We start from the raw sequence: 16074 nt of genomic DNA on the forward strand, positions 1-16074 counted from the left end.
AAGATTTTTACTCCGTTTTTACAATATTCCGAATCATACCTCCAAAAATAAAAAAATGAAAAGGAACTAATGAGTACCAATATAAACGACCGAGTAATCCTTTAGGTCTAAAGGTGGCTATTTGATGCAATACTTGGTTTTCATCTATTCTAAATTCTAACCAAGCTTCTCCTGGTAAGCGCATTTCTGCAAATAGTAGTAATCGCTTCTTTTCTCTGTCTGCTAATAAGACTCTCCAGAAATCTAGCGCATCACCATTGTCTATGTGTGTAGGATGTGTGCGTCCTCTTCGTAAGCCAACACCTCCAGCGAGTTTATCTAAAAAGCCTCTTATTTTCCACATCCAATTGCCGTAATACCATCCTTTTGAACCACCTATTGACCAAATATTATCCAAGGTTTTATTTATGTTTTTTACTTTTATGGTTTTGTGATCGGTGAGGCAACCATATTGGGGTACTTGGATAAATTCAGTTAAGTTTTTACGAAAACGACCACTTATAAGACTGTCTTTCCAACTAGATATTACTAGGTTTTGTTCGATTTTAAGAAAGGCTAATTGAATCGCTTCTACATAGGAAATTGGAGTGATTTGTAACAACTCTTGAAGGTCGTTTTTTTTTGCAATGACTTCAATTTTCATGCTATCTACTAAATTCATCGCTAATTTATATGATGTTGAGGTTACAAAATACAACCAATAGGAAGAAAGTTTAGGTGTCATAACTGGAACTGTAATTATCCAATTTTTAAAACCTCTTGTTTTAGCATACAATTGTAGCATTTGCTTGTAGGATAAAATATCAGGTCCTGCAATATCAAAGGATTGATTGTAACATGTTTCGCGAAGCATAACGCCCATTAAGTACTGAATAACATTTCTAATGGCTATAGGATGTGTTTTTGTGAGTACCCACCTTGGAGTTATCATAACAGGTAATTTTTCGCAAAGGTCTCTAATAATTTCAAAGGATGAACTCCCAGAGCCTACAATAATTCCCGCTCTTAAGACCGTTAAATTATATGTGCCTTGGTATAGAATCTTTTCTACGTTTTTACGTGATTGTAAATGTTTAGATAATTGGTTGTCATTTATAATGCCACTCAAATATACCACTTGTTTGGTGTTCATTCGTTGCATGTACAAATTGAAATTTGCAGCTGTTTTCGCTTCCATTGCATCAAAAGCAGTGGTTGACGATGTCATGGAATGAATCAAATAATAGGCAACATCTATGTTTTGTGGCAGAGCTTCATAATTGGGCTCGTTTAAAAAATCAACTTCCCAAATGTGTACCAATTTTAAAGTTTCTTGATCTATTCCGGAGCGATTGTAATCTCTTACACAACAAATGATTTCATGTCCTGCTTGTAAAAGTTCAGGCAATAAGCGTCTTCCTACATATCCATTGGCACCTGTGAGTAAAATTCTCATATTTTGATTTTTTCTTAAAGTTACTAAGAAAAATCATGCAACAAAAGTTAAATAGTTTGAAATATGTTTACAATAGAACTGCTAATATATTGGATTCCAATGGCAATAACAATAAATCCAATAATTCTAGAAATGGCTACTAATCCTGATGCACCTAAGATTCTCGATAAATAATGAGCACTTCTTAAAATTAAAAAGATAGTTATAGAAACACAAAGGATGGCGATACAAGTAGTTACTTTTTGTATAATTTCCGGTTGTTCTTGATACATGGCAATAAGTAATGACATCGATCCAGGACCAGCAAGCATAGGCATAGCTAATGGAGTTAATGCAATATCATTTCTATGCATGGCATCATTAGTAACTTTTTTATTCATCCCTCTTCTTTTACTAGAATTTCCTGAAAGTAAACTAAATCCAGAATTAACAATTAATATACCACCTGCAATTCGTAATGCATTAATGCTTATTCCGAAAAATTGTAACATGTATTTGCCAATAAAATAAGAAATGATTAAAATAATTGCGACATTAATAGCTGCCCAAAGTGAAATTCTGGAACGCTCTTGTTTGGAGTCGTCTTGTGTTAATCCTACAAAAACAGGAACAGCTCCTAAAGGATTTAATACAGAAAATAAAGCGGCAAAGACATAAATAAATAATTCCATAGTTTTTTTGCAAAGAAACTGTTGTTTTAAGAACAAGGTTTTAAAATAAAGTTATTTCAAAGTTAAAATTAAAATTTTATTTTACTACTTTTATCTCATAATATTAAATAAAAATCATTGACAAAGGCAGCTTTTTGAAAAATCAGATACTTTTTGACAAATGATTGCTGATAAACATTTATTACAACTATGAAAACTTTAGTTATTGGAGCTACCACAAATAAAGAGCGATATGCTTATAAAGCGATTCATAATTTAGTTGGTAAAACCCATCAAGTAGTAGCTATTGGAGCAAAAAAAGGAATGGCTTTAGACGTTACTATTGAAACAGAGAAAATACCTTTTAAAGGAATAGATACTGTAACATTATATATCAACCCACTAGTGCAAAGAGAATATTATGATTATATTATTTCTTTGCAACCAAGACGTGTTATTTTTAATCCAGGAACTGAAAATCCTGAGTTTTATACCCTTTTAGACGAAAATAACATTCAATATGAAGTAGCTTGTACTTTAGTCTTGTTAGCAACTAACCAATATTAGTCTTCTTACTAATTAATAATAATCCAATACAAGTAATTGATGCATTAATAATTATTAATTCGTTATCAAAAACATAGCCATGTAATAACTTTGATGCATTTTTACTAATTATAAGGGTTAAAAAGGGAGAAATCAAACAGATATAAGGTACTATCTTATCTTTTACATTTCTATTTTTAAATAGGATTCCAAAAGTAAATAACCCTAGTAAAGGACCATATGTGTAACTTGCAATTGTGAATATCATACTCACAACAGAGTCGTCATTAATAAAATAGAATAATAAGATAACAAAAAATAAGGCTATAGTAAAAGCAAGATGAACTGTATGTCTTGTTTTTACCATTTTTTCATTTTGTACTTTTTTCTCCATTTGTAAAAAATCGATACAGAAAGAAGTCGTTAAAGCAGTTAAAGCCGAATCAGTTGTTGCAAAAGTAGCGGCAGTGAGTCCTAAAAGGAAAACAACTGCTGGTACTAATGAAAAGTGATTGAATGCAATTTCAGGGAATAATAAATCTGTTCGAGCAACACCATTTAAAATGGGTACTTGGATATTGTGTTTTGATGCATAAATATATAGCAACGCTCCTACAGATAAAAAAAACAAATTGATGATTACAAAGATACCAGTAAACGTAAACATGTTTTTTTGTGCTTCTTTAATGTTTTTACAACTTAGGTTTTTTTGCATTAAGTCTTGGTCAAGGCCTACCATAGCAATAGTAACAAATATTCCGCCTAAAATTTGTTTGACAAAATGAAACTTATTGGTGACAAAATCATCAAAGAAAAATATTTTAGAATAACTACTATCTTTAACTGTTTCTAGTGCTTCAAAAATATCTAAATTTAGGTTGCTACAAATGAAGTATATTGTGAAAAAAACAGAAGAAACAAGGAAAAAAGTTTGTAAAGTATCTGTTATTATGATTGTTTTTAAGCCTCCTTTATATGTGTAAGCAAATATTAATGCTAAACTTAAAAGAACAGTAAGAAAAAAAGGTATTTTAAAATGATCGAAAACAAAATGTTGTAATACAATTACCACTAAATAGAGTCTAAAAGCTGAGCCAATAGTTCTACTTAAGAGAAAAATAAAAGAAGCTGTTTTGTAGCTATATAAGCCTAATCTTGTTTCAATATAGGTATAGATGGATGTTAAATTTAATCTATAATATAAGGGTAGAAGTACTGTTGCAACAATGATAAAACCGATTGCATTACCTAATACAAACTGAAAATATTTAAATTGTTGCCCAGCAGCTGCACCCACTTCTCCAGGAACAGATATAAATGTTACTCCTGAAAGGGCTGTGCCAATCATACCAAAAGCTACTAAATACCATGCTGCTTGCTTATTTGCTTTAAAAAAAGTATCATTACTAGAACCACTTTTTTTGCCAATAATATAGGACAATGAAAATAAGACTAAAAAATAAGCAATGAAAAAAAATAAAATGGTTGATGGCTGCATACTAAATTGTTTTTAAGCAAATATAGTAGTTTATGTTATATATTATAACCGAGTTTTGTATTTTTGTACCTATGGAATTGCCTTCAAAATTATTAGAAAACGTAGTAAATGAAATTGCTCAATTGCCAGGAATTGGCAAAAGAACTGCTCTTAGATTAGCTTTGCATTTATTAAGACAACCAAAAGAACAAACCCATAACTTAACAACTTCTCTTGATAAAATGAGAAGTGAGATTAAGTACTGTGAGGAGTGTTATAATATATCCGATTTTTCTGTTTGTGCTATTTGTGCAAATCCTAAAAGGGATAAAACAATTGTATGTGTAGTTGAAGATGTAAGAGATGTAATGGCTATCGAATCTACAGGTCTTTTCAAAGGAATTTATCATGTTTTAGGTGGCAAAATTAATCCTATTGAAGGAATTGGCCCGTCACAATTGAATATCAAGCCTTTAATAGATAAAGTGGCAACTGAAAAAGTATTGGAAGTAATTTTTGCATTAAGTTCCACTATGGAAGGAGATACGACTAATTTCTATATCTATAAGCAGTTGAAAGAATTTGATGTAATTACCTCTACTATTGCAAGAGGGATAGGGATTGGAGATGAATTAGAATATACAGATGAAATTACGCTAGGAAGAAGTTTAATGCATAGAATTCCATTTGAACAATCTATAAGACAAATTTGATATATTTTAAACATATTGCTATAGATTAATTCTTAAAAACTATATTTGTCATTTAAAGTTGAAAAATGAAAATTAAAAATAGTATAACTATAACCTTAATTTTTTTGTTTTTAGTTTCTTGTATTCCAAATAAGGATTTGGTGTATTTACAAAAAACAGAAAAAAATAATACGGAATATCAAGTTAACGAAATTGTTTCTAAACCTTATAGGGTACAAACCAATGATATCTTAACAGTATCAATAAAAGCATTAGACCAAAAATTGGTAGATATGTTTAATCCATCTACTTCCCAAAACCAAAACACAAATCAAGTTACGCAACAAAATCTTTATTTTACTGGATATAGTGTAGATGATCATGGGAATATTAGAATACCAGTATTAGGTAATGTAAATGTGTTAGGTTATACTGTTGAAGAAATTACAGAAATAATAGAGAAAAAGCTATTAGATGATTATTTTAAATACGAAGCAAGATTATATGTTACTGTTAAACTTGCTGGATTGAGATATACTATTAATGGAGAGATTACTAATCCAGGAACAAATGTTCTTTATCAAGATAAAGCAACTATTATGGAGGCTATTGCTAATTCTGGAGATATAACTATTACAGGTAATAGAAAAGAGGTACAAGTTATAAGGAAATATCCACAAGGTTATGAAACTTATACCATAGATTTAACGAAAGACACAGCTATAAGTTCTCCTTATTTTTACTTACAACCTAATGATTATATTTATATAAAACCTCTTAAACAAAAATCATGGGGAACAGGAACTACAGGAGTTCAAACTATAACTACAGTAATTTCGGCATTGTCATTAGTTACAACAGTTATTTTATTATCTAAAAACTTATAATTAAAAAATGATAGACGCAAAAGATTTTACTTTTTTTGAATCTAATTCTAATTTTGATTTTAAAGGATTCTTTCTTAAAATAATCAGTTATTGGAAATGGTTTGTTTTGTCTTTAATCATTACTTTTTTAATAGCATATAATGTTAATATAAGAAAAGAAAAAGTGTATGGAATGGAATCGCTCATTGTAGTTAAAGATGAGAATAATCCTTTTTTTACTTCTAATACAAGCTTAGTATTTAATTGGGGAGGTGTTTCCGATAAAGTACAAACAGTAATTACTACATTAAAATCTAGATCGCATAATGAAATAGTAGTAGATAAATTAGAGTACTATATTCAGTATTTAAAGAAAGGAAAATATTTTTATCAAGATGCTTATGGAAATGTTCCTTTCTATGTTAAAATTAATAAAAATAGAGGACAACTGGCTTTTGTTCCTATTAAAATTAAGTTTTTAAATGCAACAGAATACGAATTAAGTTTAGATTTTAGAGAATTTGAATCTAGAAGTCTAATACATTATGTTGATAATTCTAGAAGTGAATTGAACATTGAAGAATCTGTATTTACTAAAAAGTTTAAGATTGATCAAGAAGTTAATCTTCCTTTTTTGGATATGAAATTGCATTTACATCCTGATGCTAAACATTATATTAATGAAGAATATTATATAAAGTTTGAAGATTTTAATACTACGGTAGCTCAATATAAAAATATAGATGTTACAGCAGATAATAGAGCTCAATCTGTAATTAGTTTGCAATTAATTGGATCTAATAAAAACAGATTGGTAGAGTATTTGAATACCACCGTACAATTGCTTCAAAAAAATCAGTTAAATAGTAAAAATTTATTTGCAACCAATACCATTAATTTTATTGATAGTACTCTTTCCGTTATGGAAAACCAAATTAAAGAAGCAGAAAATGAATTGAAAGATTTTAGAAAAGGGAAAAATGTTTTTGAGTTGGAAGCAGGAGGAGAATTACTAACTCAAAAGATATCTGATTATGATGTACAGAAAGATGTTGCTGTTAGAAAAGTGAAATATTTAGATAATTTAAAAAATTATTTAGAAAGAAGTATCGACTTTTCAAATTTGCCTGCACCCACAGTGGCAAATATTGAAGATCCCAATATAGTGAGTAATGTTTCAAGATTGATTGAGCTTTCTAAACAACGTGCCGAACTGAATTATGCTGTCAAAAGTGGTAAAATGTTTTCAGAGTTTGATGTTGAAATGGATGCTATTAAAAAAGTATTGTTAGAAAATATATCGAGTTCTAAAAGCGCTTTACTGATTGATTTAAATATTGTAAATAGAAATATCTCTAAAGCAGAATCTGAAGTAAGTAAATTACCCGAACAACAACAGGAACATCTTAAAATTTCTCGTAAATACAATTTAAAAGATAATATTTATAGTACTTTTCTACAAAAAAGAAGTGAAGCCGAGATTGTAAAAGCAGCCAATATTTCGGACATAGATTTTATAGATACTGCTAAAGATGTAGGAGGAGGATTAAGAGGACCAAAAACAAGTGTAAATTATATCTTAGCTTTTATTCTAGGAATTTTATTACCATTAATAATTATTTTTATAATTGTTTTATTGGATAATAATATTAATACAGTTGATGATATACAAAAGTTGACAAAGATTCCTATTATTGGAGTAGTTGGTAAAAAGAACACGGATAATAACTTATCCGTATTCGAAAAATCAAAATCTCCTTTGGCAGAATCTTTTAGAGCTATACGATCTTCTTTACAATTCTTGTATAAAAAGCAAAATACTGAGGGAGCAAAAATTGTTATGTTAACGTCTTCGGTAAGTGGAGAAGGTAAGACTTTTTGTTCTATCAATTTAGCCACTGTTTTTGCATTGAGCGAAAAGAAAACAGTTATAGTTGGGTTAGATTTAAGAAAGCCAAGGATTTTTGGAGATTTTAATATTGATAATATTATTGGAGTTGTCAATTATTTAATTGGTCAAAAAAAAATAGATGAAGTAATTCAATCTACCCATGTTCCTTATTTAGATGTTATTTCATCTGGACCTATACCTCCAAACCCTGCCGAGTTATTAATGGGAGATACTATGAAAGAAATGATTGAAGAGTTGAAACTAAAATATGATTATATTATTTTAGATACGCCACCCGTTGGTTTAGTATCAGATGCTTTAGAATTAGCACATTATTGTGATGCTACTTTATATGTTGCAAGACAAGGGTTTACCAAAAAAGGAATGTTGTCAGTGGTTAATGAAAAACATAAAAGAGGAGAATTACACAATATAAGTATCTTATTTAATGGTTTCCAAAATAAAGCTAAATATGGTTATGGATATGGCTATGGTTATGGATACGGTTATGGTTATGGTGCATATGGCGAAGGCTATCATGATGAAGTGAAAAAAATAAAAGGATGGAGAAAGGTTTTAAATAAAATAAGAAATAATTTTAAATAATAAGAGTGATTACAAATAAGAAAATATTAATTACAGGAGGAGCAGGATTTATAGGCTCTAATCTCTGTGAATATTTCTTGAAAAAGAACAATAAAGTAATTTGTTTAGATAATTTTTCAACCGGTCACAAACATAATATTCAAATTTTTCTTCAAAGTGAAAATTTTTTATTAATTGAAGGTGATATAAGGGATTTAGAGACATGTAGAAAAGCAGTAGATAATGTTGATTATGTTCTGCATCAAGCAGCATTAGGTAGTGTGCCCAGGTCTATTACAGACCCAATTACTTCAAATGATGTGAATGTTTCGGGGTTTCTAAATATGTTGGTGGCAGCAAGAGATGCTAATGTTAAAAGATTTATTTATGCAGCTAGTTCTTCAACTTATGGCGATTCTGAATCTTTACCTAAAATAGAAGATGTTATTGGTAAACCTCTATCTCCTTATGCTATTACAAAGTATGTTAATGAATTGTACGCAGATGTTTTTAGTAAGACTTATGGATTAGAAACTATCGGATTACGTTATTTTAATGTTTTTGGTAGAAATCAAGATCCTAATGGTGCTTATGCTGCAGTAATTCCCAAATTTGTGAAGCAGTTTATTAATCTTGAAAGCCCTGTAATTAATGGAGATGGAAATTATTCAAGAGACTTTACCTATATTGATAATGTTATTCAAATGAATGAGTTAGCTATGTTTGTTGATGACCAACAAGCGGTAAATACGGTGTATAATACAGCTTGTGGAGATCGAACTACATTGAATGATTTAGTGAAATATTTAAAAAGATACTTATCTGAATATAATGATAAAATCAGTAAAGTAGATGTTGTTTATGGGCCTAATAGAATGGGAGATATACCTCATTCATTAGCAAGTGTAGAAAAAGCAAAGAAGATGTTAGGTTATAATCCTAAATATCGTTTGGAAGATGGATTAAGAGAATCCGTTAAATGGTATTGGGAAAATTTAAAATAAATTATGATTAAGAATATTTGTTGTATTGGAGCAGGTTATGTGGGCGGGCCGACTATGGCAGTAATTGCTCAGAAATGCCCACATATTAAAGTAACAGTAGTGGATTTGAATCAACATAGAATTAATGCTTGGAATGATTTAGATGTAACAAAATTACCGGTATATGAACCTGGTTTAGATGTTGTAGTAAAAGAAGCTAGAGGAAGAAATTTGTTTTTTTCAACAGAAGTTGATCAAGCAATAGATGAAGCCGATATGATTTTTATTTCTGTAAATACACCTACTAAAACATATGGAGTGGGTAAGGGAATGGCTGCAGACTTGAAATATATTGAACTTTGTGCGAGACAAATTGCAAGAGTTGCTAAAAATAATAAAATTGTAGTTGAAAAGTCTACATTGCCTGTTAGAACGGCTCAAGCGATTAAAGATATTTTAGATCATACTGGAAACGGGGTAAGTTTTCAAATTCTATCTAATCCGGAGTTTTTAGCTGAAGGAACAGCAGTAGAAGATTTATTTTTCCCAGATAGAGTTTTAATTGGAGGAGATAGTACAGAAGAGGGACAAAAAGCAATTCAAAGTTTGGTAGATATTTATTCCAATTGGGTTTCGAGAGATAAAATTTTAACCACAAACGTTTGGTCTTCAGAATTGTCTAAATTAACAGCTAACGCCTTTTTAGCACAACGTGTTTCTTCTATAAATGCGATGAGTGAGCTTTGTGAAAAAACGGGAGCTAATGTGAGTGAAGTTGCCAAAGCGATTGGTATGGATAGTAGAATAGGGTCGAAATTTCTGAAAGCTTCTGTTGGTTTTGGAGGTTCTTGTTTTCAAAAAGATATTTTAAATTTAGTTTACATTGCTAAGTCATATGGTTTAAATGAAGTGGCCGATTATTGGGAACAAGTAATCATAATGAACGATCACCAGAAGAGACGCTTTTCAAAGAATATCATTAGCACTCTTTATAATACCGTTTCTGGTAAAAAAATCGCTTTTCTAGGTTGGGCTTTTAAAAAAGATACCAATGATACTCGTGAATCGGCTGCCATATATGTAGCAGATGATTTAATAAGTGAACAGGCTGTAGTTGCTGTTTATGATCCTCAAGTTCAGGAAGCGCAAATACTTTCAGATTTAAATTATTTAGAAACCAGAATTGAAAAAGAGAATGAAAAGTACATTCTTGTTGCCTCAAGTGCTTATGCAGCTGTGGAAAATTCTCATGCAATTGCTATATTAACTGAATGGGATGAATTTAAGGATTACGATTGGCAAAAAATATTTGATAGTATGTTGAAACCCGCATTCATATTTGACGGAAGGAATTTATTGAATAAAGAACAGTTGGAAAATATAGGCTTTATTTATCAATCTATTGGATCATAAATTATGAAAGATAAAATCGCTATTATAGGTTTAGGATATGTAGGACTACCATTAGCTCGATTATTTGCTACTAAATATTCAGTAGTAGGTTTTGATATCAATCAAAAAAGAATAAATGAATTGCAAAATGGTATCGATACTACTCTAGAAGTAGAAAATGATGTTTTGAAACAAGTGCTGGTACAAAAAAACACTAATGAAAAAGGTTTGTTTTGCTCTAACAATTTAGATGATATTAAAAATTGTAATTATTTTATTGTTACAGTACCCACACCTGTTGATAAGCACAACCGTCCCGATTTAACACCTCTTTATAAAGCGAGTGAAACTGTAGGGAAAGTGTTGAAAAAAGGTGACATAGTAATTTATGAATCTACTGTTTATCCTGGAGTTACTGAAGAAGAATGCGTTCCTGTGTTAGAGCGTGTCTCTGGACTTACATTTAACAAAGATTTTTTTGCAGGATATTCACCTGAAAGAATAAATCCGGGAGATAAAGAACATACTGTCGAAAAAATATTAAAAATTACAGCAGGTTCAACTCCTGAAGTTGGTAAAAAAGTTGATGAGATATATAAAAGTGTTATTCTTGCAGGAACTCATTTAGCACCAACTATTAAAGTAGCTGAAGCTGCAAAAGTAATAGAAAATTCACAAAGAGATATTAATATTGCTTTTGTTAACGAACTAGCAAAGATTTTTAATTTATTAGAAATTGATACTCATGCTGTATTAGAAGCTGCTGGAACAAAATGGAATTTTTTGCCTTTTAAGCCAGGTTTAGTAGGTGGACATTGTATAGGTGTTGATCCTTATTACTTAGCTCAAAAAGCCCAAGAGAAAGGATATCATCCTGAAATTATTTTAGCAGGAAGGAGATTGAATGATTCAATGGGGGAATATGTAGCTTCGCAAGTAGTTAAATTAATGATTAAAAAAGGTATTAATGTTAATACAGCTAAAATCCTAATGTTAGGTATTACATTTAAAGAAAATTGTCCTGATGTTAGAAACACAAAAATTGTGGATGTAATTTCTTCTTTACAAGAATATGGAATTGAAGTAACTACTTATGACCCTTGGGCTAATCCAGAAGAAGTAATACATGAATATAATATAAAAAGTACTACTGTTTTACCATCTGAAAAATATGATGCTATTGTTTTAGGAGTGGCTCACAAAGAATTTTTATCAATTAATTTTGATATTTTGTGTAGAGAGAATAGTATTATCTATGATGTTAAAGGTGGTTTAGGTAAATTGGCTAATGGAAGACTTTAATAATGTCTACTAATAACACACGTATAGCGAAAAATTCGATTTTACTCTATTTCAGGATGTTCATAACACTTCTGATTAGTCTATATACTTCAAGAGTAGTTTTGCAACAATTAGGTGTTAGCGATTATGGTCTTTATAGTGTTGTAGGAGGTGTTGTTACTTTTTTTGGTTTTCTTAATGCGGCTATGTCTGCAGCATCACAGCGTTTTATTACTTTTGAATTAGGGGAATTAAAAAATAGACTTCATGTCGTTTTTAATACAAGTGTAGTTACTCATGTACTTATAGGATGTATAGTTCTAATATTAACCGAATCAATTGGTTTATGGTATTTAAATAATAAATTAAACTTTGATAAATCGATAGCAGATATAGTTTTTTGGGTATTTCAATTGGCTATAATACAGTTTTTAATTAGTGTTATTCAAGTTCCTTTTAATGCCTTAATAGTTGCTTCTGAAAGAATGCATGTTTTTGCTTTGATTAGTATTGTAGAATCCGTTTTAAAGTTAGTAATTGTTTATTTATTAAGTATTTCACCTATAAATAAATTAATAACTTATTCTATTTTAATTTTAGCAGTAACGGTCTTAATTTTTTGTATCTATTTTTTTTATGTTATTTTAAAGTTTAAAGAAATTAAGATTAATTTTTCCTTTGATAAAGTATTAATAGGAAAAATGATTTCGTTTTCTAGTTGGAGTTTATTTGGTAATATTGCTTCAGTAGCAAGACTACAAGGGAATAATTTATTATTGAATTTGTTTTTTGGAACTTTATTAAATGCTGCATACGGAATAACCATGCAAATTTATAATGCAGTTAATATGTTTATTAATAGTTTTCAAACTGCCATTAACCCACAGATAATAAAAACGTATGCACAAAATGAAATTAATCAAACAATTAATTTAATTAAAAGTGGTTCTAAGTTTTCTTTTTTATTAATGTACATAATTGTAGTTCCCTTTATAAAGAATGATACTTACATACTCAATTTTTGGCTAGTAAATCCACCTGAATATACTGAAGTATTTGTTGAATTTGCATTAGTCGGAATACTAATCGATTGTATTTCCAATCCAATGATGACAGCTGTTCAAGCAACAGGGAAGATAAAATGGTATCAGTCAATAGTAGGAACCATTATTTTTTTTAGTTTACCACTTTCCTATTTAGGATTAAAATTTCTCGACGATATTGTTGTGATTTTTAAAATTATTATTATTATTAATATAATTACTCTTATTCTTAGATTGTTTTTTTTAAAGCATTTGATAAACATGGATATAGTTGCTTTTTTGAAAGAAGTGCTTTTTAAAATTTTACTTTTTACAATACTTCATTTATTTATATTGTACTTTTTACTTAAGTTTGAAGTGTTAAATGGATTGATTTTGAGTTCTTTGGTTATGAATTTATTAGCAATTAGTATGTATTACAAAATAGTATTTAACGCTAGTGAAAAAAATGTAATAAAAGGTTTTTTAAAAAAAATATATGAAAAATATAATCATTAAAATATTTGGACTGAAGTTTATTGCTAAGGTTATCAGTTATAAATTATTAATTCAAAATTTTTATGACGATTTTGTTTTATTCAAAAAACATTCAATAATCTATAAGATAGATAACTTTAATAAATTAGAATGTCAAATTATTTTAGATTATCACTCTCTAGAAAAAGGTTTTCTTCATAAAGATTTTAAATTGAAATATGGGAAAGAAAGAGTTATTCGGCTGATTTCTAATTTAAAAAATAAATTAATTAATGAAAAAACTACTTCGCAAATCGAGGTTGCTTATTCCGTTTTAGTGGATTATTATGAAATACATCTTAATCAAAAATGTGTAATTGAAGATTATTTTACAATTGAAGACTACCTGCTTTTTAAAAGTAAAATAAAGCAACACGAAACAGGTTTTCAAGAATTTTCTGCAAGAGAATTTTATGCAGCTTCAACTCAAGATTTTTATACATTTGCACACTCTAGAAAAAGTGTAAGAAATTTTACTGGTGCTTTTGTTGAAAAAGAATTAATACAAAAAGCAGTAACACTTGCTTTAACAGCTCCTTCAGTTTGTAATAGACAAGGTGTTAAAGTGTATTATGTTGAAGAAAAAAATAAAATTAATCAACTTTTAGAGATACAGGCAGGTTTTACAGGGTTTTCAAAAAATGTAAACCAATTACTTTTCTTAACCGTAGATAGGAATTATTTTTATACCATTGGTGAAAGAAATCAAATGTATATTGATGGTGGAATATTCTTGATGAATTTATTATATGCTTTACATTATTATAAAATTGGGAATTGTCCTGCTAATTGGGGAAAAATGACATTTGAAGATCGAAAAGCAAACCAGATTTTACGATTGCCAGAATCTGAAAAAATTATTTGTTTTATTCCTATTGGTGTTGCTCAAGAAATTTTTAGAGTAACCTTGTCAAAAAGAAGAAATTTGGATGAAGTTTTTGTAGAAATTTAAGATTATGAATAGAACACAAATTGGACTTTTAAATTTTCATTTTTCAAATAATAATTATGGTGCTGTACTGCAAACGTATGCGCTACAGCAAGCATTAGAGGCGATAGGATATTATGCTGAAAATATAGATTTAAAACCTAAAACATATTGGAAATCTAAAATTGTAGAAATGATTTTAGGTAAGCCATTTGAAAAATTTAGAAATAAATATTTGAATATATCGGATAGAAGCTTTTTTCAAGTGACCAATGATTTTAAAGAATATACATATAAGTATCCAGCTTTAATTGTAGGTAGTGATCAAGTTTGGAGACCTTCTTATTGTGAATTTCCAAAGGCATATTTTTTAGATTTTGCTCAAGAAACCCAAATAAAGGTTTCTTATGCGGCTAGTTTTGGAATCGATTATTGGGAAAACAATGCTGAAATTGATAGTTATAAAGAATTAATTTCTCTTTTTCATGCAGTTTCAGTACGAGAAGATAGTGGCGTAACACTGTGTAGAAATATTTTTAACGTGGAAGCAATGCATGTACTTGATCCTACACTATTAGTAGATAAAAGGGCTTATGATGCATTACTAATACAAAAAAAAGATACAGAAAGAAAAATAGTATATTATAAATTAGATCAAGATCAAGACTTTGTTGAGTCTATCGCTTTTTTGTCTGAAAAACTAAATGTTACTAGTGAAGATATATATTACGAAGAGAAAAAAATATTAGGTAAAACCTATAAAAAGTTTAAAAGTGTTTCTAACTGGATATCTGCCATCGCAAATGCTGAATTAGTGGTAACCGATTCGTATCATTGTGTTTGTTTTGCTTTAATCTTTGAAAAGAATTTTGTTTATTATATAAATAAAAATAATAGAGGATTAACCAGAATTCAAAGTTTATTAGGACTGTTAAATTTAGAAGATAAGATTGTTTCTTCCTTAGATGAAATTAAAGAAAAATTTAGGCAAGACAGTAATAATATTAACTATTCAGATATAAATAAAAAGATTGCCACATTAAAAAATATTTCATATCACTTCTTAAAAGAAGCATTAAATAAAATTAAGTAGTTTGAGAATTTCTATCATTATACCTTGTTTCAATGCAGAAAATTACATTGCCAGATGTATTGAAAGTGTATTAAACCAAACCTATGCCGATTTTGAGTTACTATTAATAGATGATGGTTCTTTTGATAAAACAAGAAAAGTATGCGAATTTTATTTAAAAAAAGATTCCCGAATTGCATACCATTATCAATCCAACAAAGGTGTTAGTGCAGCTAGAAACTTTGGAATTAGAAAAGCTACTGGAAGTAAAATAATGTTTATAGATGCAGATGATTATGTGGATCAAAATATAGTAAATAGTTTAGTCAACGTAATTGATAAAAGAGATAATTTAGTGATTCCAATTTGCGGAATGTGTCATGTAAAGCAAGGTATAGAATCTAAAAACAGTAATTATCAAATGCTATTAAAAAATGGTAGATATAATTTAAATGCAGATGAAAGATTAACTCTTTTTGAATTTGAAAACTTAAGTTCACCCTGTTGTAAATTATATGATCGAGAAATACTAAAAAAAAACAATATAAAATTTAATGAAGCAATTACCTATCAAGAGGATTTGATTTTTAATTTGGATTATTTTAAATTTGTAAAAAATATTGTCTTAGTTCCAAGTTTTGATTATTATTATATTGAAAATGAAACTTCTTCAAGTTTAAAGTATCATGAAAATCTTTTCGCTTCTTTGCCTATAAT

At 29.0% G+C, this 16074-nt stretch carries 14 protein-coding genes; 11 read left to right on the plus strand and 3 right to left on the minus strand.

Annotation, left to right across the window (positions count from 1 at the left end):
- Window positions 1–7: 7 nt before the first annotated feature.
- Window positions 8–1435, minus strand: a complete 1428-nt coding sequence (locus tag HALO113_RS10600; RefSeq protein ID WP_159778991.1) for an SDR family oxidoreductase — start codon at window positions 1433–1435, stop codon at window positions 8–10.
- A gap of 47 nt (window positions 1436–1482) precedes the next feature.
- Entirely contained in the window at window positions 1483–2106 is a 624-nt protein-coding gene (locus tag HALO113_RS10605; protein WP_159778992.1) for a MarC family NAAT transporter, read from the minus strand.
- 189 nt (window positions 2107–2295) lie between these two features.
- Here HALO113_RS10605 and HALO113_RS10610 point away from each other — a divergent pair, with 189 nt between their 5' ends.
- Window positions 2296–2652 carry a CoA-binding protein gene (locus HALO113_RS10610; RefSeq protein ID WP_201297598.1) on the plus strand — a complete coding sequence of 119 codons (357 nt, stop codon included), beginning with the start codon at window positions 2296–2298 and terminating at the stop codon, window positions 2650–2652.
- On the opposite strand, the gene HALO113_RS10615 is transcribed toward HALO113_RS10610, so the two are convergent.
- The gene (locus HALO113_RS10615; RefSeq protein ID WP_159778993.1) at window positions 2639–4129 is read right to left on the minus strand and encodes a sodium:solute symporter; all 1491 of its coding nucleotides are present in this window, start codon (window positions 4127–4129) and stop codon (window positions 2639–2641) included. The genes HALO113_RS10610 and HALO113_RS10615 overlap by 14 nt on opposite strands.
- Before the next feature lie 71 nt (window positions 4130–4200).
- On the opposite strand from HALO113_RS10615, the gene recR reads away from it, so the two are divergent.
- The 10 genes from recR to HALO113_RS10665 form a co-directional block, all read left to right on the plus strand.
- Window positions 4201–4821 carry a recombination mediator RecR gene (gene recR, locus HALO113_RS10620; protein WP_159779599.1) on the plus strand — a complete coding sequence of 207 codons (621 nt, stop codon included), beginning with the start codon at window positions 4201–4203 and terminating at the stop codon, window positions 4819–4821.
- A gap of 65 nt (window positions 4822–4886) precedes the next feature.
- Window positions 4887–5687 carry a polysaccharide biosynthesis/export family protein gene (locus HALO113_RS10625; RefSeq protein WP_159778994.1) on the plus strand — a complete coding sequence of 267 codons (801 nt, stop codon included), beginning with the start codon at window positions 4887–4889 and terminating at the stop codon, window positions 5685–5687.
- A 7-nt stretch (window positions 5688–5694) separates the two neighbouring features.
- The gene (locus tag HALO113_RS10630) at window positions 5695–8163 is read left to right on the plus strand and encodes an exopolysaccharide transport family protein (RefSeq protein ID WP_159778995.1); all 2469 of its coding nucleotides are present in this window, start codon (window positions 5695–5697) and stop codon (window positions 8161–8163) included.
- A gap of 5 nt (window positions 8164–8168) precedes the next feature.
- Window positions 8169–9146, plus strand: coding sequence for an SDR family oxidoreductase (locus HALO113_RS10635; protein ID WP_159778996.1), 978 nt, complete (start codon window positions 8169–8171; stop codon window positions 9144–9146).
- Window positions 9147–10538 (plus strand): UDP-glucose 6-dehydrogenase, encoded by a 1392-nt coding sequence (locus HALO113_RS10640; protein ID WP_159779601.1) that lies wholly within the window; start codon window positions 9147–9149, stop codon window positions 10536–10538.
- A gap of 3 nt (window positions 10539–10541) precedes the next feature.
- Entirely contained in the window at window positions 10542–11819 is a 1278-nt protein-coding gene (locus HALO113_RS10645; RefSeq protein WP_159778997.1) for a nucleotide sugar dehydrogenase, read from the plus strand.
- A gap of 2 nt (window positions 11820–11821) precedes the next feature.
- The gene (locus HALO113_RS10650; protein WP_236554654.1) at window positions 11822–13339 is read left to right on the plus strand and encodes a lipopolysaccharide biosynthesis protein; all 1518 of its coding nucleotides are present in this window, start codon (window positions 11822–11824) and stop codon (window positions 13337–13339) included.
- Window positions 13320–14309: a nitroreductase family protein gene (locus tag HALO113_RS10655; protein ID WP_159778999.1), complete on the plus strand. Its 990-nt coding sequence runs from the start codon at window positions 13320–13322 to the stop codon at window positions 14307–14309. Before HALO113_RS10650 ends, HALO113_RS10655 begins: the two co-directional genes overlap by 20 nt.
- 4 nt (window positions 14310–14313) lie before the next feature.
- Entirely contained in the window at window positions 14314–15378 is a 1065-nt protein-coding gene (locus tag HALO113_RS10660) for a polysaccharide pyruvyl transferase family protein (RefSeq protein ID WP_159779000.1), read from the plus strand.
- Between the two features lies 1 nt (window position 15379).
- Window positions 15380–16074, plus strand: a 695-nt coding sequence (locus tag HALO113_RS10665) for a glycosyltransferase family 2 protein (RefSeq protein WP_159779001.1), incomplete at its 3' end; no start/stop codon positions are given.

The sequence above is a fragment of the Flavobacterium sp. 9AF genome (genome assembly GCF_902506265.1).
Lineage (GTDB): Bacteria > Bacteroidota > Bacteroidia > Flavobacteriales > Flavobacteriaceae > Flavobacterium.

Bases quoted from the DNA above. Each gene is read 5' to 3' on its own strand.
- HALO113_RS10600 (WP_159778991.1), bottom strand. From the start codon at position 1,435: ATGAGAATTTTACTCACAGGTGCCAATGGATATGTAGGAAGACGCTTA.
- HALO113_RS10605 (WP_159778992.1), bottom strand. From the start codon at position 2,106: ATGGAATTATTTATTTATGTCTTTGCCGCTTTATTTTCTGTATTAAAT.
- HALO113_RS10610 (WP_201297598.1), top strand. From the start codon at position 2,296: ATGAAAACTTTAGTTATTGGAGCTACCACAAATAAAGAGCGATATGCT.
- HALO113_RS10615 (WP_159778993.1), bottom strand. From the start codon at position 4,129: ATGCAGCCATCAACCATTTTATTTTTTTTCATTGCTTATTTTTTAGTC.
- recR (WP_159779599.1), top strand. From the start codon at position 4,201: ATGGAATTGCCTTCAAAATTATTAGAAAACGTAGTAAATGAAATTGCT.
- HALO113_RS10625 (WP_159778994.1), top strand. From the start codon at position 4,887: ATGAAAATTAAAAATAGTATAACTATAACCTTAATTTTTTTGTTTTTA.
- HALO113_RS10630 (WP_159778995.1), top strand. From the start codon at position 5,695: ATGATAGACGCAAAAGATTTTACTTTTTTTGAATCTAATTCTAATTTT.
- HALO113_RS10645 (WP_159778997.1), top strand. From the start codon at position 10,542: ATGAAAGATAAAATCGCTATTATAGGTTTAGGATATGTAGGACTACCA.
- HALO113_RS10650 (WP_236554654.1), top strand. From the start codon at position 11,822: ATGTCTACTAATAACACACGTATAGCGAAAAATTCGATTTTACTCTAT.
- HALO113_RS10655 (WP_159778999.1), top strand. From the start codon at position 13,320: ATGAAAAATATAATCATTAAAATATTTGGACTGAAGTTTATTGCTAAG.
- HALO113_RS10660 (WP_159779000.1), top strand. From the start codon at position 14,314: ATGAATAGAACACAAATTGGACTTTTAAATTTTCATTTTTCAAATAAT.